Annotated in this window: 9 protein-coding genes and 4 pseudogenes; 8 read left to right on the top strand and 5 right to left on the bottom strand. The window is 66.3% G+C overall.

What is annotated here, in order from left to right; translation table 11 throughout:
- Positions 1-245: 245 nt before the first annotated feature.
- The 7 genes and pseudogenes from RUMESO_RS15900 to RUMESO_RS28605 all read left to right on the top strand — a co-directional run.
- Positions 246-560 (top strand): hypothetical protein, encoded by a 315-nt coding sequence (locus tag RUMESO_RS15900; RefSeq protein WP_037281519.1) that lies wholly within the window; start codon positions 246-248, stop codon positions 558-560.
- The gene (locus tag RUMESO_RS15905; protein WP_037281520.1) at positions 557-910 is read left to right on the top strand and encodes a hypothetical protein; all 354 of its coding nucleotides are present in this window, start codon (positions 557-559) and stop codon (positions 908-910) included. The genes RUMESO_RS15900 and RUMESO_RS15905 overlap by 4 nt, the downstream gene beginning before the upstream one ends.
- Before the next feature lie 21 nt (positions 911-931).
- Positions 932-1,879, top strand: a complete 948-nt coding sequence (locus RUMESO_RS15910; protein ID WP_051521391.1) for a YihY/virulence factor BrkB family protein — start codon at positions 932-934, stop codon at positions 1,877-1,879.
- 24 nt (positions 1,880-1,903) lie between these two features.
- A complete protein-coding gene (locus RUMESO_RS15915) occupies positions 1,904-2,170 on the top strand; it encodes a hypothetical protein (RefSeq protein WP_037281521.1) in 267 nt (88 codons plus the stop codon).
- Positions 2,171-2,533: 363 nt separating this feature from the next.
- A protein-coding gene (locus RUMESO_RS24375) for an IS5 family transposase (RefSeq protein ID WP_156362980.1) occupies positions 2,534-3,291 on the top strand; the annotation gives its coding sequence in 2 pieces (ribosomal slippage) (positions 2,534-2,852 and positions 2,852-3,291; 759 coding nt in all).
- A 105-nt stretch (positions 3,292-3,396) separates the two neighbouring features.
- A complete protein-coding gene (locus tag RUMESO_RS15930) occupies positions 3,397-4,431 on the top strand; it encodes an IS110 family RNA-guided transposase (protein WP_037281527.1) in 1,035 nt (344 codons plus the stop codon).
- Between the two features lie 377 nt (positions 4,432-4,808).
- Positions 4,809-4,904: pseudogene (locus RUMESO_RS28605) on the top strand (YjiS-like domain-containing protein); the annotation flags it as partial.
- Between the two features lie 75 nt (positions 4,905-4,979).
- Here the strand turns inward: RUMESO_RS28605 and RUMESO_RS15935 are convergent.
- From RUMESO_RS15935 to RUMESO_RS15945, 4 genes and pseudogenes are all read right to left on the bottom strand, one after another.
- Positions 4,980-5,786, bottom strand: coding sequence for a VCBS domain-containing protein (locus RUMESO_RS15935; RefSeq protein ID WP_245639302.1), 807 nt, complete (start codon positions 5,784-5,786; stop codon positions 4,980-4,982).
- Positions 5,775-5,888, bottom strand: a pseudogene (locus RUMESO_RS28610) (VCBS domain-containing protein); the annotation flags it as partial. The gene RUMESO_RS15935 and the pseudogene RUMESO_RS28610, both read right to left, overlap by 12 nt.
- Before the next feature lie 155 nt (positions 5,889-6,043).
- Positions 6,044-7,423, bottom strand: a pseudogene (locus RUMESO_RS15940) (VCBS domain-containing protein); the annotation flags it as partial.
- An 89-nt stretch (positions 7,424-7,512) separates the two neighbouring features.
- Positions 7,513-9,093, bottom strand: coding sequence for a VCBS domain-containing protein (locus tag RUMESO_RS15945; protein ID WP_037281533.1), 1,581 nt, complete (start codon positions 9,091-9,093; stop codon positions 7,513-7,515).
- A gap of 506 nt (positions 9,094-9,599) precedes the next feature.
- Between RUMESO_RS15945 and RUMESO_RS15950 the strand changes: the two genes are divergently transcribed.
- Entirely contained in the window at positions 9,600-10,841 is a 1,242-nt protein-coding gene (locus RUMESO_RS15950; RefSeq protein ID WP_051521392.1) for a GAF domain-containing sensor histidine kinase, read from the top strand.
- Positions 10,842-10,905: 64 nt separating this feature from the next.
- Here RUMESO_RS15950 and RUMESO_RS15955 read toward each other — a convergent pair.
- Positions 10,906-11,162 (bottom strand): annotated as a pseudogene (locus RUMESO_RS15955) (IS5/IS1182 family transposase); the annotation flags it as partial.

Raw genomic sequence — 11,162 nt, forward strand, 5'->3', positions numbered from 1 at the left:
TGCGGAATACCAGATCGAGAAAGCCGTCAAACGCTGAGTGTCTCGCGAGCCGCCGGTCAGAACCTGGCCGAACAGCAGTAATTTTGGCTGACGTTCAGAATTCACTCTCGGCATCGATATTTCTATGATAGCAGTTTCGTAAGCAGACCGGGCCCATCGGGCCGATCTGACGAAGTGTTTTCCTCACGAAGTCCGTTCTGAACCGCCGCACCTCGCCTTGGTGCCGGCACCATCGAGGTTGGACCATGAGCTCGCGCACGACCCGACGGACTGTCACCTTCGCCCGTCCCTGCCGCATTGCGGGCTATGAGGATCACCTCCCCGCCGGTGAGTACCAGGTCGACGTCGATGAGGAGCTCCTTGAGGGGCTCAGCTTCGAGGCCTACCGCCGGACGGGAACCTACCTTCTGGTCGGCAGCCAAGCGGGCGGCCGGGGCTCCGCCGAGATGCGCCCCATCGACCCCAGAGACTTGGAGGCGGCCTTGGTTCGCGACCGCGCTCTATCCGACCCAGCGGAGCCAGGCGAAGCGGCGCTATCCCCGCTGGAGGAAAGATCATGACGACGCCTGAATGGCTCAAGCCGGGCATCTACGGCGCCGGGATCGGTGCGGTGGCGGTGATGGTGCTGGGCTTCTCCTGGGGAGGCTGGATGACCGGCGGCGGTGCGGAGGAGTTGGCGGCCGATCGGGCGCACGACGAGGTGGTCGCGGCGCTGGTGCCCATCTGCCTGCAGATCTCGCAGGATGATCCCGAGAGGATGACCAAGCTGGCCACCATCACCGAGGCCACCACCTACCAGCGGCGAGACGCGGTCATGGCCGCCGGTTGGGCCACGGTTCCTGGCGCTGACGCCCCCAACCGCGATCTCGCACAGGCCTGCATCGAGGTGCTGGATCTCGAGGCGGCGTAACCTGCGGGAGTCGGCATCCGTATGGTGCTGACCGACCCGAAGCCAGCCAGAGGAGCCGGCCCCGACGAGCGCCAGGCCCGAGGCGTTCTCAGCGAGAAGCCGGTGCATCTGCTGCATGGCGTGGGCTGGCGCGCTGTCTGGGCGGTGAGCCATGAGGCGGTCCTGCGCCTCTGGGACGACGATGCGATGGGCCTCGCCGGGAACATCGCATTCCGTGCCCTGCTGGCCCTCTTCCCCTTTCTGATCTTTGCCACCTCGCTCACCGCGTTGCTGGCCGACAAAGCCATGGCCGATGGATTGATCACGTTTCTGATCACCCTGGTGCCGTCCGCGCTTGTCGAGCCGCTCATCGCGGAAGCCAGGGACGTGCTCAGCGCCGAACGAGGCGGTGTCCTGAGCCTTGGCGGGCTGCTGACCCTCTGGTTCGCTCTTGGTGGCGTGGGAGGTGTGCGTGTTGGCCTCAACCGCGCCTACGACATTCGCGAGGGGCGATCGGCCGTCGTGCTCCTGACCCTTGAGGTCGTGAGCGTCATCACCCTGGGCTTCGGCTTTGTTCTGGTGGGCTATCTCCTTGTCCTGGCTCCCCACGCCGGCTCGTTCCTGCACCGGCTCCTGCCGGGGTTCGAGCCGGCGTCGCTAGAACTCGGGATCCTTTGCTACCTTGTGTCCGCCGCGATCCTGGCCGCAGCCCTGTTCGCGGCCCACGTCGTCCTGCCCGCCCGACGCCTGAGCTTCGCCACCATGTGGCCCGGTATTCTGTTCACCCTCGTGGCCTGGAGCGCGTTGGGCGCAGCCTTCTCTCTCTATCTGATCCGGTTTGCCGACTACGCGAGCTACTATGCCGGCCTCGCGGGCATCGTCGCTGGCCTGTATTTCCTCTACCTCGCGGCTCTCGTCCTCATCTTCGGGGGCGAGCTGAACCGGGTGCTCCGCATGCGGCGGATCGCACGGGCGCTGCGGCGGACCTAGCCCCCCTACAAAAGGACGCCAGCCATGCCCAACATGACCGATGCTGAGAACCCCAAGGCTCCGGACAGCTCCCGCCGCATCGGCCGGAAGGAGTTCAACAGCTACCTGCACAAGCTCTTCGGCGAGCCGATCCCGGCCAACGTCAGGCCGGACTACGCCTTCAGCGATGACAAGGGCCGCTACCATCTGGAGGTGTTTCGGGACACGCCGGACGGGATGATCCTCGCGGTCCACCTCAACAGCGGGCCGGCGGGCGAAGTGGACGTCCTGACCTTCGGCAAGCAAGCCTGACGGCTCACGCAACCCAGCGGGAGACGCTGAGACCCAGACCGGTGGCGGCGTGGGTGCTCTCGCACGTTCCATCGAGGTCGTAGGTCGCAAGCTGATGGATCAGGACAGACCGACTGGTATGACGGCTCGGGACCGGCCGAGGCAGCGTGCCGGAAGCTGCTCATCCAGAAGCGACCGCGGGGCTACATCTCCACCTCCGGGTCCTAACCCAGCACTACGACCAGAGCACTTGTCGGGCCAGGGTTACAGCCTGGGGATCCGTCCGAGGCGCTTGCCCGTTCGGCGGCTTAGGCTCCAGACCTGTAAGCACTCTGGCCTTTCAGCGGCTTAGCTGATTCATGCGGCCTGACTTCGGAGGGCGGCATGAGCGGACAGTTCTGGTTAAGCGACGAGCAGGTGGAGTGGCTGAGGCCGCACTTCCCGAAGCCCCGGGGCAAGCCGCGCGTGGATGATCGGCGGGTGTTGAGCGGGATCCTGTTCGTCTTGCGCAATGGGCTGAGGTGGCAGGACGCTCCGGCCGTCTATGGGCCGCACAAGACCCTCTATAACCGCTTTGCCCGGTGGTCCCGCCTAGGGGTGTTCGCGCGCATCTTCCGTGACCTGGCCAAGCCTGGCGCAGAGGGGAACACAATCATGATCGACAGCACGCACCTGAAGGCTCACCGCACGGCGGCAAGCCTCAGAAAAGGGGGCTCCGCCCGCGGGCGATCGGCCGCACCAAGGGCGGCCTGAACTCCAAGCTGCACATGGTCAGCGACGGACGTGGGCGGCCACTGACCTTCTTCCTGTCCCCTGGTCAGATGAGCGATGCCAAGGGCGCCCTGGTGCTCCTGGCCGAGATGCCGCCTGCCAAGAGGCTGATCGGCGACAAGGGTTATGATGCCGACTGGCTGCGAGACGAGTTGAAGGCCCGTGGCGTCCGGGCCTGCATCCCAGCCCGACGTAAGAGGAAACGCCCCGCCACCCACAACCGAAAGCTCTACAAGAAGCGTTGCCGCATCGAGAATGCCTTTGCCCGGCTGAAAGACTGGCGCGGCATCGCCATGCGTTACACCCGCTGCGGCGACCTCTTCCTGTCCGCCATCGCGCTCGCCGCCGCCGTCATCTTCTGGCTGAAGTAGTGAGATGCTGTCACGGGGCCTGCGTCGCGCACTGCCCGTTACGACTTGCCGGATGAGGGGCAAGCTGTCGCCGTTCCCGTATCGACCTTGGAAGGAGGGTGCGGGATGAGGCTGTTTGTCGGATTGGATGTGTCGCTGGCCAAGACCGCGGCATGCGTGCTCGACGAGCACGGCAGGATCGTGAAGGAGGTGGAGGTCGCCAGCGAGCCAGAGGTGATCGTGCGTCTTGCGAGGGAGCTGGACGGGACCATCGCCGCGATTGGTCTGGAAGCTGGGCCGCTGTCGCAGTGGCTGCACCGCAGTCTGTCCGAGGCTGGATTGGATGTGGTGCTGATGGAGACCCGCCAGGTGAAGGGCGCTCTGAAGGCGATGCCGATCAAGACGGACCGGCGCGACGCCGAAGGCATCGCCCGCCTGCTCCATCTGGGCTGGTTCCGGCCTGTGCATTGCAAGTCCGTGTCGGCTCAGGAGGTGCGAGCCCTGCTCGGCGCCCGCAAGGCCATCCAGCACGGCATGATCGCGCTGGAGCTGTCGCTTCGTGGGTTGCTGAGGAACTTCGGGCTCAAGGTGGGCGCGATCTCACGTGGCCGCTTCGAGTTGCGCGTGCGGGAGCTCGCCTGCGGCAACGCCATGCTCGAAGCCGCCACCGAGCCCATGCTGAGGGCGCGGGCAAGCCTGCGCCAGGAACTCGCCGGGCTCGAGCGCCGGGTCCGGCTGCTGGCGAAGGAAGATTCCGTCTGCTGTCGGCTCATGACCATGCCCGGTGTCGGCGCCGTGGTGGCCCTGACCTTCCGCTCCGCCATCGACGACCCGACGCGGTTCAGCTCGTCCAAGAAGGTCGGGCCCTGGGTCGGTCTGACGCCCTCGCGCAACCAATCAGGGGAGCGCGACGTGACCGGCGGGATCACCCGGGCGGGCGATGCCAACCTCCGACGCGCTCTCTGCCAGGCGGCCACGGTCATGATGAACCGAGGTCGCGCCTCGTGGCTGAGAACCTGGGCGGCGCAGGTCGCACAGCGCCGAGGCCGGAAGCGCGGAATGGTCGCTCTGGCGCGGCGCATCAGCTCCGTCCTGCACCGCATGTGGAGAGACGATACCGTGTTCCAGCTCGATGCTCCGCCGGGAGTTGCGCCGACCTGACCATTGCCCTCCGACTCGGAGAAGCCGTTGACGTCTGCCTGAGCGCAGACCCTTGAGGTCCCCACCGGGACGCGGTTCCGACGATGCCGTGGTCAGGACTGTCGCCGACCTTTGGTCGAGCGCGTTTGTGAGATGGGCACATCGGCCGCCAGATTGGACCAGCATCATGTTGGCAGCCTCGCGCTGACCACGGACCGAAGCATGACGCCGGGGAGGATCTCCGATTGGGGGCGCTGCTCTCAGGACCACGACGGCAGAACTCACATCAATGGATCACCGACCTCACTGCGCAGGAGGTCGGATCATCCGGTGCGCCACAAACCAGTTGACCAAGACGGCCCCGTTACCGAAGTCCTGAGCCTAATCTCCGTTCGCGCCGCACCAAGGCGGTCGCCGTGCGAGGCCTGCACCACATGACCGACCGCCAGCTCAAGGACATCGGGCTCAGCCGCGGCATGTTGGCCGAGGTCTGACCGCGCCGGCCGGATCTGGGGCGGCCGCCTCGCCCCATGGGCGAAGCGGCCCCTCCCCCGTGCGGAGGAGTGGGTTCAGGCGAGGGAGTAGGTAAGGTCGTCGAAGCCGACATTTGGGTTGGTCGAGGCATTGAGCACAAGAGTGTCGATGGCCCCCCAGTCGGCCGTCATCGTCACGCCCACGTCTCCATCCGGGAAGGAATGAGTCACCTCACCGACCAGATGTCCATTGTTATATCCGCTCAGCGTCACGTCGCTGGCGCGATGGGTGCTCACCAGGAGACTTTCGAAGAAGAAGTCGTCCCCGTCCGCGCGGGTGATGATGACCGGGTCTATGCCCCCGTTGGTCCAGACATACCGGGTGCCGTCGGGAGAATTGCCGCCGTCCGCAGGTCCGCCGGGCCCTCCCATCACCAGGCCGGTGTCGACAGGCACCCCATAACCGAGATATTCGCCCGCGGGGGTATCCCAGTGGAACCCGGCATATGTGACGGGAACATATCCTGTTGTGACGTCCTCGAAATCGACAACCGTGCCGGTCTGAGCCTCGTCTTGGCCGTTCACGGTGAAGCTGACTTCGTGGGTCGTACCGTCCAGCGCCTTGACCGTGAAGGTGTCAGTATGGGTCTGGCCGGCGCCCAGCCCCTGCGTGGCACTGTTGGCCACCGAGTAGCTGTAGTTGCCGCTGGCGTCGAGGGTAAGGTTGCCCCAGGCGCCAGCCCCCTTGGTCACTGCGGTCTGGAAGAACGCCTGGTCGTGGTCGGCGTCGCTGATCGTGAGCTTGCCCGAGGCTGTCAGCGTGATCGCGCTCTCGTCCTCCGTCACCGAGGTGTCGGCCCCTTGTGCGAAGCCGATGACCGCCGCGTCGTTCGCCCCATGGATGGTGAAGCTGACATCGTGGCTGGTGCCATCCGCGGATTTGACGGTGAAGGTCTCGACCTTGCTCTCGCCCGCGGCCAAGGACTGCGCGGAGCTGTTGGCGATCGAGTAGCTGTAGCTGCCATCGGCGAGACAGCCAGGTTGCCCAGGACCCCCTGCCCTTTCAGGGCCTGTGTCTGGAACGAGGCTTGGCCTTGGTCGGCGTCGCTCACCGTCAGGTGACCCGTGGCGGTCAGCGTGGTCGCGCTCTCGTCCTCGGTCACGGAGGTGTCTGCACCCTGGGCGAGCCCGATCGCCGCCGCGTCGTTGGTGCCGTGGATGGTCACCGTGACGACCTGGCTTGCGCTGCCGTCGAAGGACACGGCCGTGAAGCTGTCTGTCAGGGTCTGACCTGCCCCGAGCTTCTGGATGGCGGCGCTGCCGTTGTCGGCGCTGTAGGTCCAGTGCCCGGAGGCATCAAGCGCGAAGGTGCCGAAGCCGTTCGAGCCGGCGGTGCCGCTCTGGGTGCGGAAGCTGGCCTCGCCGGCGTCCGCGTCGGTGATGGTGAGCGCGCCGGAGGCCCTCAGGGTCGCGGCCTGGTCCTCGGTGACCTCGCCCGCCGCACCGGCAGGCACCTGATGCGTGATGACGAGGTGGTCGATGTCGACCAAGCCGGACAGCTGAGCGTTGTCGAGGTTGGCGAAGTAGGTGCCGAAGGTCTTTGTCTCGACGCCGCCGCTGAAGGTGCGGTTGCCGTTGGAGCCGATGATGCCGATGTAGGAGCCGTCCGAGCGCTCCACGTCCACGCCCTGGATCGTGAACTGCGATCCATCCGCCATCTGGAGCACATAGCCTTGCCCGCCGACATTGGTGTTGAGGCGGAGCTCCTTGTCGCCGTCCCCGTCGAAGTCGCCGATGGCGAAGGCGGGCGTTGAGGAGTTCAGCAGCGTGAGCGTGAGGCCGTCCTCGGTATAGGTGTTGCCGCTTGCGACGCCCTCGAAGTCGAGGATCTCCGTCTGGGTGCCCGACCCGGCGCCGATCTGGGCCACGTCGTTGGCACCATGAATGGTGAAGCTCACGTCCTGGCTCGTGCCGTCGGCCGACTTGACCGTGAAGGTCTCGACCTTGGTCTCATTCGTTCCGAGGCCCTGCACGGCGCTGTTGGCCACCGAATAGGTGTAGCTGCCATCCGCCGCGAGCACGAGGTTGCCCAGGGTGCCCTGGGCCTTGGTGACGGTAGTCTGGAACGCGGCTTCGCCCTGGTCCGCGTCGCTGACGGTGAGGTGACCCTGGGCCGTCAGCGTGGTCGGGCTCTCGTCCTCGCTGACGTCGACGTCCGTGCCCTGCGCGAGGGCGATGTGGGCCGCGTCGTTCGTGCCGGTGATCTGGATGGTGATGCCGCCGTCCCCGGTGGTGGTCACACCATGGCCGTCGTTGGGGCGGACCTGGTTGTAGTAGAGGGTCAGGACCTCGCCCTCGCGGAGGAAGTCGAAGGCGTCGCCCCCCGAGTTGAAGGCCCAGGTCACCGTCCCTTCCGTGCCATCGTGGACGTAGGCGTTCCCGCTCGTCGGATGGACGGAGAGCATGCTGAGGACGTCGGCCTTGGTGAGCCCGTAGGCCGCGAGGTCGGTGTCCTCGAGGCCGGGCGTCCCCACGAGCATAGCGGAATCCGGCGCCGTGTCCGTCAGGAAGACCTTCACGTTCTGCGACTGGAGCGTGACCGTGTCGGTCGCGTCCTTGTCGATCAGGGTCAGATGGGCCGACCCCTGCAGGGTGCCGTCCGCTTCATGGAGGGCCGCAAGGCCGTGTCGCTGCCATCGACGGCGGTGAGATAGGGCGCATCGTTCGTGCCGGTGACGGTGATGGTGACGACCTGGGTGTTCTCCCCGCCGTGTCCATCCGTGATCTTCACCGCGTAGGTCTCGGTGACGGTCTCCCCGGCTCCCAGGCTCTGGGCCGCCTCGTTGTCAAGTTGGTAGTTCCAGTTGACGGCCCCGTCGGCCGTGGTCGCGTTCTCGATGACTGGGCTGATGTGCAGGACGCCGAGGGCGGGACCTTCCGAGGTCTTGGTGAAGCTAGCGGTGTGGACGTCCCGGAGATCCGCGTCGGTGAACGCGATGGTACCCTGGACGAACTGGGTCGCTCCGTCCTCGGCCACTTGGCCCGTGACCAAGCCGCCGTCCCGGGTCTGCACGGCATCGTTCGTGCCGGTGATCGTCACGTTGATCGCCTGCGTCGCGGTTCCGTCCTTCGAGGTGACCACGATGCTGTCGGTCAGTGTCTCGTCCGCGCTCAGACCCTGCACGGCCCCCTGCCCGTTGGTCAGCGAGTAGGTCCAGTGGCCATCGGCCAGGACCTCGAAGCTGCCGTGCCCGTTCGCGCCCGCCGTGCCGGCCGCAATGGCCTGGAGCCGGGCCTCGCCCTGGTCCACGTCCGCCACCGTGAGCTGGCCCGAGACGGTCTGTGAGGTCGCATCATTGTTGTCGGCGTTGCCGTCCTCGACCACGCCACCTGTCGCGGTGCCGCTGATGGTGGCCGCGTCGTTCGTGCCGGTGATGGTGACCGTGATCACCTGGACGCCGTCGGAGGCCGCCTCGTTGTGCCCATCGGTGATCCGGACCGCATAGGTCTCGGTCACCGTCTGGCCGGCCGCCAGATACTGGGAGGCGGCCCTGTCGACGGTGTAGCTCCAGGTCAGGCTGCCGTTCGCGGCATTGGCCGCCTCGCTGATCGGCGAGAGAGAGAAGGTGCCCAGGGCGTCACCTTGAGAGGTCTTCGTGAATCCGACTTGGTGGGTGTCGCTCAGGTCGTCGTCGACGAACTTGATCACTCCCGTGGCCGAGAGGCTGTCCGACGTCGAGGCCGTGGCGTCGGCGTCCTCGGTCACCGTCCCCGAGAACTTGCTGCCCAGCGCCTCCGACTGGATGAGCACGTAGTCATTCATGCCGCTGACGGTCAGGACGACCTTGGCCGTGCTGAGCGTGCCATCCGCCATGCGGATCGTGTAAGTGAAGCTGTCGTCCAGAGTCTCGCCGGCAGCCAAGGTCTGGATCTTGCCCTCGAGCGCGAGCTTCGGGTCGTAGGAGATCTCGCCCGTGGTCATGTTGACGGTGATGGTCGCGCCCTGGGCCGTGGTGGCCGTCATGGTGGCCCGGCGCGGGTCCGTCTGGTCCACCCCGTAGAAGGACTTGGCGGCTCCGCCCAGGTCGTTCGACAAGAGGTCGCTGATCTTGAGGGTGCCGACCCGGTCCTCGTCCGCGACCCCGCGGTCATCCACGCCCATGGGCGTCTTGTAGCTCAGTGTTTCCTTGAAGACCAAGGTCGAGGCCATGGCAAAGATCTCCCCTTCGCGCCCACCCCGGCGCGTTTCTGCGAAAAACCGATCCTTGGCCGGGAGATCAGGGCGCGCGACGGTGCCCTGGCCCTACCCGAGCCAGACCGAAAACCGATGCTGTGGTTGAAGTCAGGCGATGCGCCGTTGTCGCTCGGCCATCCGCAGTCCGTCACACATCACGCACCCTCCACTCGGGGCTCAAAGATGCGGCGAGCGGGATCGCAATGACGACCCGATCCCATCCGACGAAGGAGCCCCTTGAGCCTGACCTAACGACACAGCGATCAACTTAGCAACAATAATGTTGCTGGATCTTGACTGTTTACCGTTTCGATCTAGGCCCGCTTCGCTTCCTGACACCGGCTGGGCCTCGTCGAAGATCCTGCTTAGTTGATCTGGACATCAAATCTGCAGTCGCAGCGCCCGTCCCGCCGTGGGAACATGCCGGGCCGAACGGCCGCTCGTCTGCTATATGTGCCCTGTGGGTTTTATCGGTTGGTGTCATGGGCGAGTTCATAGAACCCGGTGAGGTCAGGGCGGCGCGTCTGGCGGCGCTGGCTGACCTCGATATTGTCGACACCCCGCCCGAAGCCGAGTTCGACGACCTGGTGCTCCTGGCCAGCGCCCTGTGCCAGACGCCGATCGCACTTGTGACTCTGGTGACCGACGAGCGGCAATGGTTCAAGGCGCATCGGGGCGCTCCCATGGACCAGACCCCGATCGAGCAGTCCATCTGCAAGTACACCATGAGCATGCCGGACGTGCTGGTTCTTCCCGATCTCCGAGAGGACCCACGCACGGCCGACAACACTCTTGTCACCCAGGCGCCCTGCATCCGCTTCTACGCCGGAGCTCCGCTCAGGACCCGCGCCGGCGTGCCGCTGGGCGCGGTGTGCGTGATCGACACCGCACCTCGGCCGGAGGGCCTGACCGAGGCGCAGGCCATGGGGCTCAAGGCTCTGGCCCGGCAGGCCGCGACCCTGCTGGAGATGCGTCGGCGTTCCTTGCCGGGGGACACGGGAGCGGATGCCAGGCTGACGGCCGTGGCCGAGGCGCTCGAGAACGAGCGCCGCATGGCCGAGCTGCGCGAGCGCTTCGTGGCGGTGCTGGGCCATGACCTGCGCAACCCGCTCACCGCGATCGACGCCGGCCTGCGCCTTCTCAGACGGGATCCGACCAGCGACACCGCGCAGGCGCTCCTGCCCTTGATGAAGCTGAGCGTGGTCCGCATGCGGGAGCTCGTCGAGACCACGCTCGACTTCGCCCGCCTCCGCTTGGGCGGCGGGATCGAGCTGCACCGCCGCACGCGGGATCCGCTCCTGCCGGTGCTGGAGCATGTCGTGGCCGAGGCCCGGGCCAGCCATCCGGAGTGCCGCATCCTCTCGGACCTCGATCTGACCGCGCCGGTCTACTGTGACCCCGACCGCATCGGCCAGATGCTCTCGAACCTGCTCGGTAATGCAGTAGCGCACGGCGACCCGAGCCAGCCCATCCAGGTGGGCGCCACAACGCAGGGTGCCGAGTTCACCCTGTCGGTCGCCAACGGCGGAAAGCCGATCCCACCCGATCTGCAAGCCCAGATGTTCGAGCCGTTCGCGCGCGGCGCGCGGTCTGAGCAGAAGGGCCTCGGCCTGGGCCTCTACATTGCGGCCGAGATCGCCCAGGCGCACCATGGCTCCCTCGGCGTGACCTCCACGCCCGAGCAGACCCGCTTCGTGTTCCGGATGCCGCTTACGGCGCATTAGGTCCGCAAAGGGGCGTTGTTGCATAACTCGGTCTGAGGCCGAGCTTGGCCCTTTCCCCTTCGGTTCAGACGGCGCGCACGATCTCCGCCCTGCCCAGGGCTGAAAAGCGGTTCATCAGGGCGATGCGGGTGTGGATCTCGGCGGCTTGGCGGTCGGGGTCGCGTGAGGCGATGCGGTCCCCAAAGGCTTTGAGGCGGAGCATCTGGGCTTCGATCCGACTTCGGGCGTGATAGCCCGTCAGCCGTTTCCAGAAGGCCCGGCCGAAGTGCCTGGTTGTTCGCAGGTTCTCGTTCCTGGATCGGGCGGCGGGACCATCCTCTT

It is taken from the genome of Rubellimicrobium mesophilum DSM 19309, assembly GCF_000600335.2.
Lineage (GTDB): Bacteria > Pseudomonadota > Alphaproteobacteria > Rhodobacterales > Rhodobacteraceae > Rubellimicrobium > Rubellimicrobium mesophilum.

Excerpts from the sequence above, each read along its gene's own strand:
- RUMESO_RS15900 (WP_037281519.1), top strand. The coding sequence starts at position 246 with ATGAGCTCGCGCACGACCCGACGGACTGTCACCTTCGCCCGTCCCTGC.
- RUMESO_RS15905 (WP_037281520.1), top strand. The coding sequence starts at position 557 with ATGACGACGCCTGAATGGCTCAAGCCGGGCATCTACGGCGCCGGGATC.
- RUMESO_RS15910 (WP_051521391.1), top strand. The coding sequence starts at position 932 with ATGGTGCTGACCGACCCGAAGCCAGCCAGAGGAGCCGGCCCCGACGAG.
- RUMESO_RS15915 (WP_037281521.1), top strand. The coding sequence starts at position 1,904 with ATGCCCAACATGACCGATGCTGAGAACCCCAAGGCTCCGGACAGCTCC.
- RUMESO_RS15930 (WP_037281527.1), top strand. The coding sequence starts at position 3,397 with ATGAGGCTGTTTGTCGGATTGGATGTGTCGCTGGCCAAGACCGCGGCA.
- RUMESO_RS15945 (WP_037281533.1), bottom strand. The coding sequence starts at position 9,093 with ATGGCCTCGACCTTGGTCTTCAAGGAAACACTGAGCTACAAGACGCCC.
- RUMESO_RS15950 (WP_051521392.1), top strand. The coding sequence starts at position 9,600 with ATGGGCGAGTTCATAGAACCCGGTGAGGTCAGGGCGGCGCGTCTGGCG.